Genomic DNA, 17,925 nt, shown 5'->3' on the forward strand with positions numbered 1-17,925 from the left:
CCCGCCTGCGGCCGACCGCCGTTTTAACCCCACCCCCGCCGGCATCCCGGTCGAGCTGGTCTTCGACGCCGCCACCGTCACCGAGGTCGAGGGGCCCGCGACGGTGTCGCGCGACGGCGACCGGCTCGTGGTCACCGATCTCACGCCGGGCACCGGCTGCCTGCTGCGGATCCGCGACGCCTCCGGCGGCCGCGCGGCCGTCCTGGTGCTGGACGCCGCAAGCGCCTTGAGCGCGGCGGCGGGCCGGCTCTGGGGTGCGCGGCGGCTGGTGCTCAGCGAGCGGCCGGTGGTGATCGAGGACGACCGGCTGGTGGTGTACGGCGAGGGCTCCTCGGACGTGCGGGTCTTCCCCGCACCGGCCGGTGCTCCGCGGACCGACGGCGTGTTCGGGCTGCTGCCCGCTGCCGCCGCCGTCGAGGTGCCCGAGGTGAAGGTGGAGGAGGTCCGGCAGGCCGGTCCGGCCAGGGAGCCGGTGATCGACCCCGCGTCGGGGCGGGCCTCCGCGCCTGCCGACGCCGACTTCGAGCAGGCCGCCGTCTACCGTGTCACCGTCCCGGCCGAGGCGTTCGCGGGCGGGGACGAGGTGCTGCTGCGGCTCGACTGGACCGGCGACGTGGGGCGCGCCTACGTCGGCGGCCGTCTGGTGGCCGACCAGTTCTGGTACGGGCCCGCGTGGGAGATCGGGCTGCGCCGCTTCCGCGACGAGGTGCTGGAGCACGGCCTCGAGGTACGGCTGCTGCCGCTGCGCGCGGACGCCCCCGTGTTCGTCTCGCCGCAGGTGCGGCCTGCCGCGTATCCGGGCGGCTCCGTGCTGGAGCTGCGCTCGGTCACCCTCGTCCCCGTGCCCCGTACGGTGCTCTGCCAGGAGGAATCATGACGACGCTGGACGATGCGCTGGCCGCGCTGCCCGTCATCGCCATCATCAGGGCCGCCGAGGCGCGCCACCTCGACGCCGCGCTGGAGACGCTGGCCGGCGCCGGGGTGCGGGCGATGGAGGTCACCATGCCGACGCCCGGCGCGGAGGCGGCGATCCGGCGGGCGGCCGGGCTGCCGGGAGTGGCGGTCGGGGCGGGCACCGTCCTCGACGCGGACTCGGCGCGCCGCGCCGTGGACGCGGGCGCCGGCTACCTGATCACGCCCGCCGTGCTCCCCGAGGTGATCGCCGAAGGGCGGCGGCTCGGCGTGCCGGTCCTGCCGGGGGCGTTCACGCCGACGGAGATCGTCCAGGCGTGGTCGCAGGGCGCCGCCCTGGTCAAGGTCTTCCCGGCGGGTGCGGCGGGCGGCCCCGCCTACATCAAGGACGTCCGCGCCCCGCTCCCGCACATCCCCCTGGTCCCCACGGGCGGCATCGGCATCGACGACGTCCCCGCCTACCTGCGGGCCGGCGCCCGAGCCGTCGGCATGGGCTCCCCCCTGCTCGGTGACGCCTGCGCCGACGGCGACATGGCGGCCCTGACCTCCCGCGCCGAGCGCCTGATCGACGTGATCACACGCAACGGCTCGGACGGCTGAGCCGGTCACCTTGAACCGTGGACCTTCTTGGCGAGGTCGACGTCGGCGATCGAGCGCTCGATGAGGGCGCGCATCGCGGTCTCGGCCGCCTTGGCGCGCTGCTTGCGGACGGCGAGCAGGACCTCGGCGTGCTTGTCGGCGGACTCGCTGGTGAGCGTGGCGTGCACGAACTGGTCGCGCAGCCGCAGGCCCGCCTCGATGGCGGTGGCCATCTGGGCCATCAGCTCGTTGTGCGCGGCCCGCAGGAGGGCGTGGTGAAAGGCCAGGTCGGCCTCGACGTGATCGGCGGCCGGCCGGCCCGCCGCCGCTCGCATGGCCGCCAGCGCGTCCTCCAGGTCGGCGAGATCGCGGTCGGTGCGGCGCAGCGCCGCCATGCGGGCCACGGCGGGCTCGACGGTCAGCCGCACCTCGCCCAGCTCGTCGAGGAACGTCTCGTCCACGCGGTCGGCGAAGCGCCAGCGCAGCACGTCGGCGTCGAGCAGCGCCCACCGCTCGCGGGGCGCGACGAAGGTGCCGCGCCGTGGCCGGGCCCCCACCAGGCCCTTGGCGGCCAGGACGCGCAGCGCCTCGCGCACCGCCGTCCTGCTCACCGAGAACCGCTCCTGCAGCGCCACCACGTCGAGATCGTCGTCGGGGACGAGCTCGCCGTTGACGATGGCCGTGCCGAGACTGCTGACCACCCGGTCGTGCGCGCCGGACCTCCCGATCTCCGTCATGGCGGAATCATGCCACGCCCGCACTCCAGGCCACCGCCCCCCAAGATCGCCGATATCGCCTCTAAGCATACTAGTGTAAAAAGTAATCTTACTATTTATTGATTTCAGGGAAGTCTGAGTGCATCCTGCGAGACGAAGTTCCGCATCCGGGCGCCTACACCCCCAACGAAAGAGCCGACGATGAGTGAGTTGTCCACTTTGACCATCACGCTCTGGGACTTCTCCTGGTACGCCAGGACCGGCCAGGGCGAGCCGTTCGAGGACCTCGACCGCGCCTTCGACGAGGCGGTGGCGCGCGGGTACGACACCGTGCGGATCTGCGCGATGCCGTACCTGCTGTTCGGGTCGGGGCTGGACACCTCGGCGCTGACGTTCGCCCCGTTCGGCCGCGGCTACGGCCTCGGCACCCGCTGGTACGACGTGCGCGAGCCGTCCACCCTGGACGGCCGCGCCCACCTCCTGAGGTTGTTCGAGGCGGCCAGGCGGCACGGCTGCCGGGTGATCGTCTCCTCCTGGGAGTACCAGCAGAGCTCCAGTTTCCTGGCGGACCCCGCCTGGTACGAGGCGCTGCGCGCGGTGCCGGCCGAGCGGCGGGCGACCGCGCTGGCCGAGGCGCTCGCCGGCCTGGTGGACTTCGTGGCCGGGCACGGGCTGGCCGAGCAGATCGCGTTCGTCGAGCTGCACAACGAGATCCAGGCCACCTGGCTCACCGAGGTGCTCGCGCCGGGCGAGTCCCCGGTGCTCGGGCTGCGGCCGTACCTGGAGAAGGCCCTTGGCGTGTTCAAGTCCCGGCACCCCGACGTGCCGGCGACCGTGAACTACGCGCGCGTGCCGCACGGCGAGATGCGCGGCATACCCGCCAACGTGGACGTCGCCGTCTTCCACCCCTACGTCCACGGCGTGCTGGACGAGCTGATCGAGACGTTCGCGCTGCGCGACCCGAGCGTGCCGTTCCCGCAGGAGCGCGCCCGCCGCGAGCTGCTCCGCCCCGGCGCGCCCGACCTCGCGGACTGGCATCCGGAGGAGGAGTGGCGCGGCGCGGCCACGGTGGTGCCGCCGCGCGAGGTGTACCTGCACGACTGGTGCGACCCGGCCCTGTTCGACCGCTGGCTGTACGACCGGTACGCCACCTACCGTCACGGCATGGCCGAGAAGCTGCGCCTGTGGATGGAGGTGGCCGCCGACTGGGCCGCCGCCCGCGAGCTGCCGCTGGTCTTCGGCGAGGGCTGGATCGGCTACACCCCGCTGCGCGGCACGTTCGAGGAGGGCCCGGTGGGCTCGGAGATCTGCCTGGACGCGGTCCGCCACGCCCGCCGGCTCGGCGCGTGGGGCACGGTGGTCTGCTCGAACGCGGCCCCACAGCACCCGATGTGGGACGACGTGGAGCTGCAGGTCACCGCCAACCGCATCTTCACGGAGGGACGATGAGCAGGACCGCCCTGGTCACGGGCGCCGCGTCGGGCATCGGCGCGGCCACCGCGCGCCGCCTGGCCGCCGAGGGCGCGCGGGTGCTGGTGGCGGACGTCGCCGGCGAACGGGGCCGCGAGGTGGCCGCGTCGATCGGCGAGCGGGCCGCCTTCCTGCACCTGGACGTGGCCTCCGCCGCCGGCTGGGCGGCCGCCCTGGAGGAGGTGCGCGAGCGGTTCGGCCGCCTGGACGTGCTGCACGCCAACGGGCCTGGCCGGGTCGTGCCCGCCCGCCCGGCCCACGAGCTGCCCGAGGCGGACTGGGACCTGCAGATCGACGTCTCGCTCAAGGCGGCCTACCTGGCGGCGCGCACGTTCTGCCCGCTGCTGGCGGAGAGCGCGGGCGCACTGGTGATCACCTCGTCGGTGCACGCCCAGACCGGCATCCCCGGTTGCGCGCCGTACGCCGCCGCCAAGGGCGGGCTGCAGTCGCTGACCAGGCAGCTCGCCGTCGACTACGCGCCCCGCGTCCGCGTCAACGCCGTCGTGCCCGGCCCGATCATGAGCCCCGCCTGGGACGGCATCGACCAGGCGGGCCGCGACGCGACCATCGCCGAGACCCCGGCGGGCCGGTTCGGCACGCCGGACGAGGTGGCCGCGGCCGTCGCCTTCCTCGCCTCGCCCGACGCCTCGTTCATCACCGGAGCCTGCCTCAACGTCGACGGTGGCTGGAGCGTCTCCACCACCTCCTCCTAGAACGGAAACCTGCATGAAGATCGTCTCTCTGGACACCTTTCTCGTCACACCACGCTGGCTGTTCCTGCGGATCCGCACCGACGAGGGCATCACCGGCTGGGGCGAGCCGATCGTCGAGGGCCGGGCGGAGACCGTCCGCGCCGCCGTCGCCGAGCTGGCCGACCACCTCATCGGCCAGGACCCGCTGCGCATCGAGGACCACTGGCAGGTCCTCACCAAGGGCGGCTTCTACCGGGGCGGTCCCGTGCTGTCCAGCGCGGTCGCCGGCATCGACCAGGCGCTGTGGGACATCGCCGGCAAGTCCGCCGGGCTGCCCGTGCACCGGCTGCTGGGCGGTCCTGTGCGCGAGAAGGCCCGCATGTACGCCTGGATCGGCGGCGACCGGCCCGCCGAGGTCGCCGAGCAGGCCAAGGCGCAGATCGAGGCCGGGTTCACCGCCGTGAAGATGAACGGCTCGGGCGAGCTGACCGCCATCGACACCCCGGCCCGCACGATGGAGGTCGTGCAGCGGGTCGCCGCCGTGCGCGAGGCCATCGGCGACGACCACGACCTGGTGGTCGACCTGCACGGCCGGGCCAGCACGGCGATGGCCAGACGGCTGCTGCCGCTGCTGGAGCCGTACCTGCCGCTGTTCGTGGAGGAGGCGGTGCTGCCCGAGCACTCGCGCAACCTCGCCGCGCTCGCCGCGGGCACGTCGATCCCGCTCGCCACCGGCGAGCGGCTGTTCTCCCGGTGGGACTTCCGCGACGTCATCGGGCACGGCATCGCGGTCGCGCAGCCGGACGTGAGCCACGCCGGCGGCATCTCGGAGGTGCGCAGGATCGCCGCGATGGCCGAGACGTACGACGTGAGCATGGCCCCGCACTGCCCGCTGGGCCCGATCTCGCTGGCCTCCAGCCTGCAGCTGGCCTTCGCCGTGCCCAACTTCCTCATCCAGGAGCAGAGCGTCGGCATCCACTACAACCAGGGCAACGACGTCCTGGACTACCTCGTCGACCCGGCCCCGCTGACCTTCCCCGGCGGCTACGCGACCCGGACGGAACGGCCGGGCCTCGGCATCGAGATCGACGAGGCCGCGGTGAAACGGGCGGCGGAGCAGGGCCACCGCTGGCGCAGCCCGCTGTGGCGCCACCCCGACGGCTCCTTCGCCGAGTGGTGATCACCCGCCCTTGCCCGCGGAGCCGGCGCTGATCAGTCCGCTCTCGTAGGCGACCACGACGGCCTGGGCGCGGTCGCGCAGGCCGAGCTTGGTGAAGATGCGCGCGACGTGGGTCTTCACCGTGGTCTCGCTCAGCGTCAGCGCCTCGGCCAGCTCCGCGTTGGACAGCCCGCGCCCCACCAGCGTCAGCACCTCCAGCTCGCGCGCGGTCAGCACGGCCAGGTCGGCGGGCACGCTCGTGGCCGTGGCGCCGGCGGCCTGGTCCTGCGCGGCGAAGCGTTCGACGAGCCTGCGGGTGATCGACGGGGCCAGCAGGGCGTCGCCGGTGGTGACCAGCCGCACGGCGTTGGCCAGGTGCTCGGGCGTGACGTCCTTCAGCAGGAAGCCGCTCGCGCCGAGTGCCAGCGCGGCGTAGACGTACCGGTCGAGGTCGAACGTGGTCAGCATGAGCACCCGGCAGTCCGGGTCCTGCGCCAGCACCCGCCTGGCCGCCTCCAGCCCGTCGAGGTTCGGCATGCGGATGTCCATGAGCACCACGTCCGGCCGCAGCTCCCGCGCGGCCGTCACCGCCTCCACGCCGTCGGCCGCCTCCCCCACCACGTCGATGCCGCGGGTGGTGAGGATCAGCCGGAACCCGGTCCTGATGAGCGCCTGGTCGTCGACGATCAGCACGCTGGGCGAGGGCTCGGGGGTCATCGGCCGTCCTGTCGGAGTGCGGCGCCCGCACCGGGCGGGCCTGGCGGGTCGCCGGCCTGCGGCGCGTTCAGCGGGATGCGGGCGCGGATGCGGTAGCCGCCGCCGAGCCGGCGCCTGGCGTCGAGGTCACCGCCGTAGACGGCGACCCGTTCGCGCAGCCCCAGCAGGCCGCGCCCGGCCCCGTCGTCGCCCTTGCGCTGCCGGGCCTGCGGGGCGTCGCGGCCCCGCTCGGCCGGCTGGTCGGCGGTGAGCGCGCTGGGGCCGGTGTTGAGCACCTCCGCGCGGATCTGGTTGTCGGCGTAGCGGATCGTCACCTCGGCCTTCGTGTCCGGCTCGGCGTGCTTGAGCGCGTTCGTCAGCGCCTCCTGGATGATCCGGTAGACGGTCGCGTCGATGCCCGGCGGCAGCGGCCTCGGCTCGCCCAGGATGCGGGTCTCGACCGTGAGCCCGGCGAAGGCGAAGCGGTCGATCAGCGGGTTCAGCCCGCTCAGGCTCGGCGACGGCACCAGCGCGTCCTCCATGGGGTCCTCGACGCCGTCGGGCGAGGGGGCGAGCAGGCCGAGCAGGTGGCGCAGCTCCGACATCGCCGACCGGCCGGCGTTCTCGACCGCCTTCAGCGCCTCCGCGCACGCCTCCGGCTGCAGGGTCATCACCTCGCGTGCCGCGCCGGCCTGGACGACCATGAGGCTGACGTTGTGGCTGACGATGTCGTGCAGCTCCCTGGCGATCCTCGCCCGCTCGGCGTCGACCGCCGCCCTGGCGGCCCGGTCGCTCTCCCGCTCAAGTGACCTGCCCTGCTCCTCGATGGCCGCGCGGTGCCGCCGCCGCGCCCGTACGAGGGCGACGCTCAGCGCCAGCGTCACTACCAGCAGCACCACCACGACGACCACGGCGTACGCCCAGACTCCGCCCACCGTTCCACCCTGGCAAACGACGTGGAGATCAGCACTACATCCCCAGGATGACATCGGGATGGATCTACATCCGGGGAAGGATGACCGACCTCCCGCGCCGTTTGTAGCCTCCTTCTCATGACAGCCGGAACCGAGATCGTCGTACAACTTGATCAGGTACGCAAGCAATACGGCGAGACGGTGGCGCTCGGCGGCGTCTCGCTGGAGATCCGCGCCGGCGAGGCGGTCGCGGTGATGGGGCCGTCCGGCTGCGGGAAGTCGACCCTGCTGAACCTCATCTCCGGGCTCGACCGGCCCACCGCAGGGCGCGTCGTCGTCCACGGCGAGGACCTGACCGGGATGAACGAGACCGGGCTCGCGCTGTTCAGGCGGCGCCGCATCGGCATGATCTTCCAGTTCTTCAACCTGCTCGACGACCTGTCCGCGCTGGACAACGTGGCGCTGGCCGCGCAGCTCACCGGCACCCCTGCCGCCCAGGCGCGCAGGCGGGCGATGGAGCTGCTGGACGAGCTCGGCATCTCCGGCCGCGCCCGCATGTACCCGGCGGTGCTGAGCGGCGGTGAACGGCAGCGCGTCGCCGTCGCCCGCGCGCTGATGAACCGGCCCGCCGTGCTGCTGGCCGACGAGCCGACCGGCGCGCTCGACAGCCACTCCGGCGAGCAGGTCATGGACCTGCTGCTCGACCTGCACCAGATCGGGCAGACCCTGATGCTGGTCACCCACGACGAGCGGCTCGCCGAGCGGTGCGCCGGCCGGGTGATCGAGCTGGCCGACGGCCGGGTCACCGCGGAGCGCACGCTGGAGTGGACCCCATGAACGTGGTGATGCGCATCGCGCTGGCCGCGGTGCGGCGGCGCAGGATGCAGAGCATGATCCTGGCCGTGGTGGTCCTGTGCTCCACGGTCGCGATCGTCGTGGCGCTCGGCCTGCTGGAGGCCTCGTCGGGGCCGTTCGACCGCACCTTCGCCGAGCAGCGCGGCCCCCACGTCGTGATCACCTTCGACCGGGCCGAGGTCCCCGACGCGCGGCTCGCGGCGACGGCGTCCGAGCCGGGCGTCGAGGCGGCGGCGGGGCCGTACGGACAGAGTGTGCTCACCGTCGCCGACACCCGGCAGAGCCTGCCGCCGGGACCGCTCACGGTCGTCGGGCGGCCCGGCCCAGGCGGGCCGGTGGACCAGGTCGACCTGTGGGCGGGCCGCTGGGCCGCGAAGCCGGGCGAGATCGTGGTGGACCGGCCGGTCGAGCCGCTCTTCAGCGACATGGTCGGCGCCGCCGTCCAGACCGGGGAAGGGTTGAGCTTCACCATCGTGGGCCTGGCCTCCAGCGTCACCAGGACGGCCGAGGCCTGGGTCACCCCCGCGCAGATGCAGGCGATGAAGCCCACGACCGCCCAGATGCTCTACCGGTTCACCAGGGCCGAGACCGCGAACGACGTGCGCGCCGCCACCGCGGACGTCACCGCCGACCTGCCACCGGCCGGCGTGCTCAGCCGGCAGCCGTACCTCACCGTCAAGCAGGACGTCTCCAGAGCGGCCACCTCCTACCTGCCGTTCCTCGCCGGGTTCGGGCTGCTCGGGCTGCTGGTCGCGGTGCTCATCGTGGCCAACGTCATCAGCGGCGCCGTCGTCGCGGGGCAGCGGCACATCGGCGTGCTCAAGTCGCTCGGCTTCACCCCCGGCCAGGTCATGGGGGTCTATCTGGCCATGGTCCTGCTGCCCGGGTTCGCCGGGTGCCTCGTCGGCACCGGGCTCGGCGCGCTGATCTCGCAGCCGCTGCTCGATCGCGTGTTCGCCGGCATCGGCGCGTCCATCGGCCTGGGCGTCAGCGGGTGGGTCCACCTGGTCGCGCTGCTCGGCGTGCCGGCCGTCGTCGTGCTGGCCGCGCTCATCCCCGCCTCGCGCGCGCACCGGCTGTCGGCCGTCGAGGCCATCCGCTCCGGCAGCGCGCCCAGGGCGGGCCGCGGGCAGGCGATCCAGCGCGTGCTGTCCGGCACGCGGCTGCCTCGCAGCGTGAGCCTCGGGCTGGGGATGCCGTTCGCCCGGCCCGGCCGCTCGACGCTGACGCTCGCCGCCATCGTGCTCGGCGTGGCCGCGGTGACGCTCGCCACCGGCCTGTTCCAGACCATGACCGCGTACGGCGACACCGCGCAGCGCGTCGGCCACGTCCACTCCGTCATCTACGCCGGACGCCCCGACCAGGTCAGGCCCAAGCTCGACGACGCCGCCATCGAGGCGCTGCTGCGCTCCCAGCCCGGCGTCCGCTACGTCACCGCCGACGCCTGGATCGACGTGCAGCTGCCCGGCCACACCAGCCGCAACAAGGCGCAGTTCCTGCGCGGCGACGCCTCGACCCGCGGCGACGTGGTCGTGTCGGGCCGCTACTTCTCCGGCCCCAACGAGGTCGCGGCCCCCTCGGCGTTCCTGAAACGCTTCGGGCTGCGCGTCGGCGACCGGCTCACGATCGCGCTCGGCGCCGCCCGCACCCAGGCCACGATCGTCGGCGAGGTCATGGACGCCTCCAACGACCTCATCATGGTGAGCTGGCCCACGCTGACCGCGCTCGACCCCGGCGCCCGCGCCACCCAGTACGAGGTGCGGCTCACCCCCGGCACCGACGTCGACACCTTCAACGCCGCCGTCAAAGCCGCCGACCCCGGCCTCTATCCGCGGGCCAAGTCCCAGGTCGACCAGAACAGCGTGGCCATCATCGGCGCGGCCTCGCTCTTCACGCTGCTCCTCGGCACGGTCGCGGCCCTGGGCGTCTTCAACACCGTCGTGCTCAACACCCGCGAGCGCCGCCGCGACCTCGCCATGCTGAAGTCCATCGGCATGACGCCGCGCCAGGTGACGCTGATGATGATCACGTCCATGGCGGCGCTGGGCGCCATCGGGGGCCTGGCCGGCATCCCGATCGGCATGGCCTCGCACCGGGTCATCGTGCGGGCCATGCTCGACGCCGCCGGGCTCAGCGCGCCCGCGATCCTGCTCGACGTCTGGCAGGCCGCGGCCCTGGGTGCGCTGGTCGTGGCGGGCGTGGCCATCGCCGTGCTGGGCGCGGTCCTGCCCGCCCGCTCGGCGGCCACCCTGACGATCGCGGAAGCGCTGCGTACCGAATGAGCGGACGGAGGGACGCCTGACCGACGGACACCCCCCTGCACGGCGGCGCAGTCGCCGGCCCTCACCCGCCAGGAGGAACTGGTCGACGGCGTGCACGACTCCAGCCTCGACGCGCCGCGGACGGTGCTGACGATCACCGCTGCCATGATCGTCCACGCGTTACTCTGCCTCTGGCTCAAACGGAACGGAGACCGTGGATGCACAAGTTAGCCAGATCCCTGTCCTTGATCGGGGCCATCGTCGCGGCCACCCTCATCGCCACCGCAACGGCCGCGTCGGCCGCGCCCGCACGGGCCGACGGGCACCGCGTCACCGTCATGGTGCACGGGTTCGACCGCGAGGCGGACATCAGCTGCTCGGGGGCGTGGAACAGCGCCAGGAACCTGCTGAACGGCAACGGCTGGGGCGACGTCGTCACCTTCGGCTACTACAACAAGGCCACCAACTGCGACCTCAGGCTCAGAGGCACGACCGACACGCGCATCCAGGAGGTCGGCCGCCAGTTCGCGTGGACCGTCTACTACCTGTACTCCAGCAAGGACATCGCCATCGACGTGGTGACGCACTCCATGGGCGGCCTCGTCGCGAAGGCGGCCATCGAGGGCGTCAACAGGTACGGCGTGGGCAAGACGCCGCCCGACATCAGCGGGCTGAGCGTCGACCCGGACGACATCGGCGCCACCGACTGGCCTCGTGACTGGCCGCCTTTCCTCTACATCGAGGACATGGTCACCTTCGCCACCCCGCACCAGGGCATCGGCAGCACGGTGGTGACCGTGTGCGCCATCACCCACGAGCAGTGCAGCGACATGCGTCCCGGCAGCGGCTTCATCAGCTGGCTGGGCAAGCAGCCGCAGTCGCAGATGGGCACGGACTACACCTTCCTCGCCTCGCGGCATGACGACACGGTCAGCGTCGACTCGGCGACGAACAAGCGCACCGCCCACCACTGGGCCCTGTACGACGAGAACGCGAGCGGCGGCACGCTGAGCCACACCTCCATCCGCAACACCTCGACCGGCGACTGGCAGGTGGAGTACGGCGGGTCGGCGAGCGAGGAGGGCGAGAGCTCGACGTACGCGGCCCCGCTCGTCCGGATGATGGACGGCCTGTACGACCAGCAGGCGCAGTAGTCTCACGCCGCCGATGGCAGGGCCTCGCGCAGGAGCCGCCTGATCCTGTCGAGGTCCACGTCGGAGGCCAGCGTGGACTCGTCCGGCAGCTCGTCCACGAGGGGCTCCAGACCGAACAGCAGGCGCGGCAGCGTCGGATGCAGGACGAGGCCGAACAGCTCGTGTGACGCCGCCTCCGCCCCGCCGGGCGTCAGGTCCAGGGCGGTCGTCAGGTACGCCGCCAGGTCCGCGGCCGTGGTGCCGAAGAGGACGTCGTAGAGGCCGGCCGCCAGATCCGGGAGGCGGTCGGCCTCGGCGATGCCGAGCCTGATCATCCTGGCCGCAGCCGACCAGTGCAGGAGCTGGACGAACCGCCCGCAGTAGCGCACGACCGCCTCGCGCGGGTCGTCGGAGTAGGTGGCGGGGGTGCGGATCCGGCCGCCGAACGAGCCGCGGATGTGCTCCACGACCGCGTGGAACAGCACGTCCTTGGTCGGAAAGTGCGCGTACAGGGACCGCTTGGACGTGCCCGCCCGCGCGGCGACGGCGTCCATCGAGGTCCGCTCGAAGCCGTCCTCCAGGAACGCGAGCTTCGCCGTCTCCAGGATGTGCTCGCGCAACTCTTGCCCGCGTCGGGCCATGCCACCCTCACCTTAAAGTAGACGGTACAGTAGAGTTTACTTTGCTCTCCGCAATGGTTGGAGTCATCGTCCATGATTGTGATTACCGCCCCGACCGGGCAAATCAGCAGCAAGCTCGTCACCGCGCTCCTCCAGCAGAACGAGCCGATCCGCCTCATCGTCCGCGATCCCGGCAAGCTGGCTCCGGAGGTCCGCGAGCGCGCCGAGGTCGTCGCCGGGACGCACAAGGATCGCGACGTCTTGGACCAGGCGCTCAAGGGCGCCGACGCGCTGTTCTGGCTCATGCCGACGTTCCCGACCGCGAGCAGCCCGTACGAGGCATACGTCACCGCCTCCATCCCCGGCGCGGACACCGTCGTGCGCCACGCGGTGCCACGCGTCGTGATCGTCTCCGCGCTCGGGCGCGGCTCGCAGATGTACGCCGGCCACGTCTCCGCCTCGCACGCCATGGAGGACCTGTTCCGCAGCACCGGCGCGCACGTGCGCGCGCTGGCCCTGCCGACCTTCATGGACAACATGCTCAGGCAGACGGCCACGATCAAGAAGGGGCTCATCACCGGCACCCAGCCGGCCGGCTTCCGGATGCCGTGGATGGCGACGAAGGACATCGCGGCGCTCGCCGCCACCTACCTGCTCGACCGCACCTGGACCGGGCAGGCCTCGGTCGACGTCCTCGGCGGCGAGGACCTGTCGTACCAGGACATCGCCGGCATCCTGACCGACGTGCTCGGCACCTCCATCCGCTACGAGCGCGGCGACCGCGCCGACGTCGTGCGACTCCTCGTCAGCAGCGGCTTCTCCGAGGCGATGGCCCGCTCGATGATGGACATGGACCTCGCCGGCGAGCGCGGCATCAACAACGTCATCCCGCGCACCGCCGAGCTGACCACGCCCACCACCTTCCGCGAGTTCGCCGAGGAAGTCATCAAGCCGGCGGTGACCGGATGAGCGGCACCGCCTGGCACACGACTGGCCGAAAGGAAGGTTCATGACACTCATCTGTATCGAAGAACACGCGGTCGATCCGGCGATCGCCGCGGCGTCCGCCCCGGCGATCGCCCGCGAGGCGCCGTACATGCGCCGGCAGAGCCGCACCTCCTCCCCCGTGCGGCCGGGCCCCGGCCGGCGGCCCGCCGTCGAGATCGAGGAGGCGCTCCGCCTCGGCGCCGACCTTGGGGACGAGCGCGTCCGGCGGATGGACGAGCACGGCATCGACCTGCAGATCGTCTCCTGGACGAGCCCGGTCCAGCTGGCGCCTGAGGAGCAGGCGCTCGCCCTGTGCCGGGCGGCCAACGACCGGCTCGCGCAGGCCGTCGCCGCCCGCCCCGACCAGCTCCAGGGACTGGCGGCGCTGCCGTGGCAGCAGCCGGCCGCCGCCGTGGACGAACTCGACCGCGCCGTCACCGGCCTCGGCCTGCGCGGAGTCCTGATCATGGGGCGCCCCGGCGCCGGGTTCCTCGACGATCCGGTCTACCAGCCCGTCCTGGACAGGATCGCCGCGTTGCGGGTGCCGCTCTATGTGCACCCGTACTATCCGGTCCCGGAGGTCCAGCAGTCCTACTACGCCGGATTCAACGACAAGGTGAGCGCGGAGTTCTCGCTGGCCGCCTGGGGCTGGCATCACGAGGCGGGGATCCACGTCCTGCGGCTCATCCTCGCCGGCGTCTTCGAACGCCTTCCCGGGTTGCAGGTCATCAGCGGCCACTGGGGCGAGATGGTGCCCTTCTACCTCAGCCGCCTGGACGACGTGCTCTCCCCCGGCGACACCGGCCTGTCGCGGACGATCACCGAGACCTACCGCTCGCACGTCTGGGTCACGCCGAGCGGCATGTACCAGCGGCCCCAGTTCGACTTCGTGCGCGCCGTCGTGGGGCTGGACCGGCTGATCTGGTCGGTGGACTACCCCTTTCTGCGGCTCGACGGCACGCGTGAGTTCATCGACGGGCTCGGCCTCACCCCCGATGAGCGGGAGCAGATCACTCACCGCAACGCCGAGCGCCTGTTCGGCCTGAACGGCGCGTAGCAGAGATCAGCGCAACCGGGCCGCCAGCCCGTCGAGGACGACGCCGAGTTGTCGTTCGAAGCGCTGGTCACCGTCGTCGCGCAGATGCCCGGCGGCCTTGACCAGGTCGGCGCCCTCCCCCAGCCACGCGTCGCGCCCCTCCAGCGAGTAGCGCTCGGGATCGTCGCCGTCGGGCCGGTTGCGCTCCTGCTCCTCGATCACGAAGCCGACCACGAACGCGGTGATCACATCGACCGCGTCGTCCGCCTCGGCCAGCGAGAACCCCGCCCCGGTCAGGCTCTCCAGCCAGGGATCCTTCGCCTTGACGACCGAGGGGTCGGAGAACCGGGTGCCGCTGAAGATGCGCGCGCCGTCGCGGTGCTTGAGGTATTCGGAGCGCAGGACGCGCGCGTACGCGGCCATCGCGTCCCGCCACCCCGCGCCGGGATCGACCTCCGAGAGCGCCTGGATCACCCGGCGCATGACGAACGTGCTCATCTCGTCGAGCAGCTCCTGCTTGTTGCGGACGTGCCAGTAGAGCGCGGGCGCCCCCACGCCGAGCCTGGACGCCAGCGCACGGACCGTCAGCGCGTCCATGCCCTTGTCATTGAGCAGGTCGAGGGCCGCAGCCACGATCCGCTCCCGAGTGATGCCCTTCGCCACGGTTGACACCTTAACAAAGTTCAGGCACCGTTGACGGCGTCCGGAATTGAACTTAGTTCAGGAGGCGCTGTCATGCGTGCTGCCGTTGTCACCTCTCCCGACGCCACCCCCGTGTGCGCGGACTTCCCCGAGCCCCAGGCCCAGCCGGGCCGCGCGCCCGTCCGGCTCGTGGGCGCGGGCCTGCACCACGTCGTCCGCGGCATGGCCACCGGCCGCCACTACCGCGGCGGCAAGGCGTTCCCCCTCGTCCTGGGCATGGACGCCGTTGCCAGGACCGAGGACGGGCGGCTGGTCTACACGGGCCTCCCCCGTGGACCCTGGGGGACGATGGCCGAGTCGATGGTCACCCCGTTCGAGGTGGAGGTCCCCGAGCAGGCCGACCCGCTCGCCGTCGCCGCCGGCATGAACCCCGCGTCGGCCGGCTGGATGCCGCTGGCCGCGCACCGCAAGGAGACCGGCGGCCTCGGCACCGTGCTGGTGCTCGGGGCCACCGGCATGTCGGGCGGCCTTGCCGTACGGGCGGCGGCGGCGCTCGGGGCCAAGCAGGTCATCGCGGCAGGGCGCGACCGCGCGGCGCTGGAGCCGCTGGCCGGCGTCGGCGCGCTCACCCTCCCGCTCAGCCAGGGCGGGGCCGTGGACGCACTCACCCCCGTGCTCGCCGAGACGCAGCCCACGCTGATCCTCGACTTCGTGTGGGGCTGGGTGGCCGAGGCCGCCTTCGGCGCGCTGGCCGGCTTGCGCCCCGACGAGGACGGCGAGGGGATCTCGTACGTGCAGATCGGCTCGCTCGCCGGCAACGAGGCGGCCCTGCCCGCGGCGCTCCTGCGCAGCCGGCGCTTCCGGGTCACCGGCAGCGGGCTCGGCTCGGTCTCCAAGGCCGACATGATCACCGAGTTCCCCCAGATGATCACCCGGTTCGCCGACGGCACCTTCGACGCGCCGTACACCGCCTACCCGCTCAGCCGCGTCGGCGAGGCATGGGCGCACCAGGGCCGCACCCGCGCCGTCGTCGTCCCTGGCTGAGCCCGCACGGAGAGGAGATCCATCATGGCGAGACGCGCGTTGGTGGCCGGGCTCGGCATCGCCGGCATGGCGGCGGCGATCGGGCTGCGGCAGGCCGGCTGGCAGCCGGTCATCGTCGAACGGGCTCCGGAACGCCGCCGGGGCGGCTACTTCGTCGGCCTCATGCCGGAGGGTCGGCAGGCGGCGACGGACCTCGGCATCCGCGACCACCTGCACACCCGCAACCCGCCGGGCGGCGGGAAGGCGTGGTCACTGACCCGGCGCGGCGACCTCGAACCCGGCCTCGGCTTCCTGCACCAGCCGGGCGACCCGGCCGCGGTGGTCCGCGGGGACATCGAGGCCGCGCTCTGGCAGGGCGTGCAGGGGGACGTTCCCGTGCGGTTCGGCACGAGGCCGCTGACCATCGACGACACCGGCGCCGAGGTGCGCGTGCTCCTGGAGGACACCGCGACGGGCGAGATGCGCCGGGAGAGCTTCGACCTGGTGGTCGGCGCGGACGGGCTGCGCTCGGAGGTGCGCCGCATGGTCTTCGGGCCGCACGAGGACCACATGGTCGGGTGGAACGCCATGATCTGCGCGTTCCAGCTCAAGGAGCAGGTGCCGTCGTTCGAGGAGGCGGACAGCATCACGGTCGCCCGTGCGGGCCGGGCCGCGTGGGTGTTCGGGTTCGCCGACCGGCCGCCGACCGTGCTGCTGACGTACCGGACCTCGGACGTCGACGCCGAGTTCGCCGGGTCCAGGGTCGAGCGGCTGCGGGAGGTGTTCGCCGAAATGGACGACCCCGTGGTGCGGCACGCCCTGGACGCCCTGGAGGAGACGCCCGACTTCCTGTTCGACTCGGTGCATCAGGTGAAGATGCCCCGGTGGAGCCGCGGGCGGGTGATGCTGACCGGCGATGCGGCGTGGTGCCTGAACCTCTACTCGGGCATGGGGGCCACGTACGCGCTGCGGGGCGGGGCCGAGCTCGGCCGGGCGTTGCGGGAGCACCCTGACTCCCTCGACGCCGCGCTGACCGCCTGGGAGTCGGAGCTGCGGCCGTCCGTCGTCCGGCACCAGCACCTCGCCCGGGTGAAGGGGCAGCTGTTCGTGCCGTCGAACGTGCCCATCGAGGTCGTCCGCTCGGTGGCGGTGCGGCTGGCCTGCGCCATTCGCGAGCGCAAGCTCGCCAGGGCACGGGCGGCGGGGGAACGGGCGGCGTGACGGCCGCGCTGCTCGCCCGCGCGTTCCAGGCGGGCTTCCCGATCCTGAGCCGGCTGCTGCTGGAGTCGCCGAAGCTGCGCTTCGCCACGAAACCGCTCACCGTGCCGGCCAGGATCACGATCCCCACCCGGCACGGCGACGTGGGCGCCCTGCTGTACCGGCCGATCTCCGCCGACATCGAGGCGCAGCGGGCGGCCAGGCGGCGGCCACCCGTCCACCTGCTCCTGCACGGCGGCGCGTTCGCGGCCCGCCGTCCTGAGCAGGAGGACAACGTCGCCAGGTACCTGGCGAGCGAGGTGGGCTGCTACGTCGTCCTGCCCGACTACGACGTGGCCCCGCAGGTCCGGTTCCCGGTCGCCGAGCAGCAGTGTTACGACGTCTATGCGTGGATCCTCGGCCAGGCGGGCACGTGGGGGTGGGACGAGAGCCGGGTCTCGGCCGGCGGGGCGAGCGCGGGCGCGAAGCTCGCGCTGAGCGTGATCGTCCAGGCGTTGCGGGACGGCAGGCCCGCGCCGGTGGCCGCGAGCCTGGAGTACGGGATGTCGGACTTCACGCTGCCCGACGAGAGCCGTACGTCGCCGCTGCGGTTCCCGGTGATCGGCGGCTGGATGCTGCGGATGGTCCGCGCGACCTACCTCGCGGGCGCCGACCTGGCCGATCCCGTCGTGTCGCCGGCCGCGTACCCGAGGCTCGGTGACTTCCCGCCGCTGCTCGTCCTCACCGGCGGCCTGGACACCCTCAGGCACGACATGCGCGCGTTCGCCGAGCGGGCGCGGGCGCAGGGCGCGAAGGTCGAGCACCACGAGTTCGCCCGCTCCGATCACGGGTTCACCCACGTCAGACCGGTGGAGACGGCGCGTGCGGCCATCACCATGATCGGCCGGCACCTGCGTGCCGCCTATGACGCGCCCGAGCGCCACTTCCTCGAACGCCCCCGGAAACTCGGACGCCCCCGCGAACCGGGCCCGGCTTGAGCTTCTCCGCCGGGCATGCCTAGAATCAGGGCAGT

At 72.7% G+C, this 17,925-nt stretch carries 17 protein-coding genes and 1 pseudogene; 13 read left to right on the top strand and 5 right to left on the bottom strand.

Going from position 1 to position 17,925, the window contains the following annotated elements; translation table 11 throughout:
• Positions 1-877, top strand: a pseudogene (locus tag AB0K18_RS36900) (glycosyl hydrolase family 35); the annotation flags it as partial.
• A complete protein-coding gene (locus tag AB0K18_RS36905) occupies positions 874-1,512 on the top strand; it encodes a bifunctional 4-hydroxy-2-oxoglutarate aldolase/2-dehydro-3-deoxy-phosphogluconate aldolase (RefSeq protein ID WP_364924180.1) in 639 nt (212 codons plus the stop codon). The pseudogene AB0K18_RS36900 and the gene AB0K18_RS36905, both read left to right, overlap by 4 nt.
• A 5-nt stretch (positions 1,513-1,517) precedes the next feature.
• On the opposite strand, the gene AB0K18_RS36910 is transcribed toward AB0K18_RS36905, so the two are convergent.
• A complete protein-coding gene (locus AB0K18_RS36910) occupies positions 1,518-2,228 on the bottom strand; it encodes a FadR/GntR family transcriptional regulator (RefSeq protein ID WP_364924183.1) in 711 nt (236 codons plus the stop codon).
• A gap of 180 nt (positions 2,229-2,408) precedes the next feature.
• On the opposite strand from AB0K18_RS36910, the gene AB0K18_RS36915 reads away from it, so the two are divergent.
• The 3 genes from AB0K18_RS36915 to dgoD are packed head-to-tail and all read left to right on the top strand — an operon-like array spanning position 2,409 to position 5,549.
• On the top strand, positions 2,409-3,656 hold the full coding sequence (locus tag AB0K18_RS36915; RefSeq protein WP_364924186.1) for a cellulase-like family protein: 1,248 nt from the start codon (positions 2,409-2,411) through the stop codon (positions 3,654-3,656).
• Positions 3,653-4,390, top strand: a complete 738-nt coding sequence (locus tag AB0K18_RS36920) for an SDR family oxidoreductase (RefSeq protein ID WP_364924188.1) — start codon at positions 3,653-3,655, stop codon at positions 4,388-4,390. Before AB0K18_RS36915 ends, AB0K18_RS36920 begins: the two co-directional genes overlap by 4 nt.
• 13 nt (positions 4,391-4,403) lie before the next feature.
• Complete coding sequence (gene dgoD, locus AB0K18_RS36925; RefSeq protein ID WP_364924191.1) at positions 4,404-5,549, top strand: galactonate dehydratase; 1,146 nt, start codon at positions 4,404-4,406, stop codon at positions 5,547-5,549.
• Here the strand turns inward: dgoD and AB0K18_RS36930 are convergent, their stop codons facing one another.
• Together AB0K18_RS36930 and AB0K18_RS36935 are read right to left on the bottom strand one after the other, a co-directional pair.
• Positions 5,550-6,245 (bottom strand): response regulator transcription factor, encoded by a 696-nt coding sequence (locus AB0K18_RS36930; protein ID WP_364924194.1) that lies wholly within the window; start codon positions 6,243-6,245, stop codon positions 5,550-5,552.
• Positions 6,242-7,159, bottom strand: coding sequence for a histidine kinase (locus AB0K18_RS36935; RefSeq protein ID WP_364924197.1), 918 nt, complete (start codon positions 7,157-7,159; stop codon positions 6,242-6,244). The genes AB0K18_RS36930 and AB0K18_RS36935 overlap by 4 nt, the downstream gene beginning before the upstream one ends.
• A gap of 117 nt (positions 7,160-7,276) precedes the next feature.
• Here AB0K18_RS36935 and AB0K18_RS36940 point away from each other — a divergent pair, with 117 nt between their 5' ends.
• From AB0K18_RS36940 to AB0K18_RS36950, 3 genes are all read left to right on the top strand, one after another.
• A complete protein-coding gene (locus AB0K18_RS36940; protein WP_364924199.1) occupies positions 7,277-7,975 on the top strand; it encodes an ABC transporter ATP-binding protein in 699 nt (232 codons plus the stop codon).
• Complete coding sequence (locus AB0K18_RS36945) at positions 7,972-10,275, top strand: ABC transporter permease (protein WP_364924202.1); 2,304 nt, start codon at positions 7,972-7,974, stop codon at positions 10,273-10,275. Before AB0K18_RS36940 ends, AB0K18_RS36945 begins: the two co-directional genes overlap by 4 nt.
• Positions 10,276-10,472: 197 nt before the next feature.
• Positions 10,473-11,408: a hypothetical protein gene (locus AB0K18_RS36950; protein WP_364924205.1), complete on the top strand. Its 936-nt coding sequence runs from the start codon at positions 10,473-10,475 to the stop codon at positions 11,406-11,408.
• Positions 11,409-11,410: 2 nt separating this feature from the next.
• On the opposite strand, the gene AB0K18_RS36955 is transcribed toward AB0K18_RS36950, so the two are convergent.
• Positions 11,411-12,028, bottom strand: coding sequence for a TetR/AcrR family transcriptional regulator (locus tag AB0K18_RS36955; protein WP_364924207.1), 618 nt, complete (start codon positions 12,026-12,028; stop codon positions 11,411-11,413).
• 72 nt (positions 12,029-12,100) lie between these two features.
• On the opposite strand from AB0K18_RS36955, the gene AB0K18_RS36960 reads away from it, so the two are divergent.
• Together AB0K18_RS36960 and AB0K18_RS36965 are read left to right on the top strand one after the other, a co-directional pair.
• Positions 12,101-12,976 carry an NAD(P)H-binding protein gene (locus AB0K18_RS36960; protein WP_364924210.1) on the top strand — a complete coding sequence of 292 codons (876 nt, stop codon included), beginning with the start codon at positions 12,101-12,103 and terminating at the stop codon, positions 12,974-12,976.
• A 40-nt stretch (positions 12,977-13,016) separates the two neighbouring features.
• Positions 13,017-14,051 carry an amidohydrolase family protein gene (locus AB0K18_RS36965; protein WP_364924212.1) on the top strand — a complete coding sequence of 345 codons (1,035 nt, stop codon included), beginning with the start codon at positions 13,017-13,019 and terminating at the stop codon, positions 14,049-14,051.
• A 6-nt stretch (positions 14,052-14,057) separates the two neighbouring features.
• Here the strand turns inward: AB0K18_RS36965 and AB0K18_RS36970 are convergent, their stop codons facing one another.
• Positions 14,058-14,693, bottom strand: coding sequence for a TetR/AcrR family transcriptional regulator C-terminal domain-containing protein (locus AB0K18_RS36970; protein WP_364924215.1), 636 nt, complete (start codon positions 14,691-14,693; stop codon positions 14,058-14,060).
• Positions 14,694-14,765: 72 nt separating this feature from the next.
• On the opposite strand from AB0K18_RS36970, the gene AB0K18_RS36975 reads away from it, so the two are divergent.
• Genes AB0K18_RS36975 through AB0K18_RS36985 form a run of 3 tightly spaced genes read left to right on the top strand, consistent with a single transcriptional unit; the run spans position 14,766 to position 17,890 of the window.
• Positions 14,766-15,716: a hypothetical protein gene (locus AB0K18_RS36975; RefSeq protein ID WP_364924218.1), complete on the top strand. Its 951-nt coding sequence runs from the start codon at positions 14,766-14,768 to the stop codon at positions 15,714-15,716.
• A gap of 24 nt (positions 15,717-15,740) precedes the next feature.
• On the top strand, positions 15,741-16,916 hold the full coding sequence (locus tag AB0K18_RS36980) for an FAD-dependent monooxygenase (RefSeq protein WP_364924221.1): 1,176 nt from the start codon (positions 15,741-15,743) through the stop codon (positions 16,914-16,916).
• Positions 16,913-17,890 carry an alpha/beta hydrolase gene (locus AB0K18_RS36985; protein WP_364924223.1) on the top strand — a complete coding sequence of 326 codons (978 nt, stop codon included), beginning with the start codon at positions 16,913-16,915 and terminating at the stop codon, positions 17,888-17,890. The genes AB0K18_RS36980 and AB0K18_RS36985 overlap by 4 nt, the downstream gene beginning before the upstream one ends.
• Positions 17,891-17,925: the final 35 nt, after the last annotated feature.

The organism is Nonomuraea sp. NPDC049421 (genome assembly GCF_040677005.1).
Taxonomy (GTDB): Bacteria; Actinomycetota; Actinomycetes; order Streptosporangiales; family Streptosporangiaceae; genus Nonomuraea; species Nonomuraea salmonea.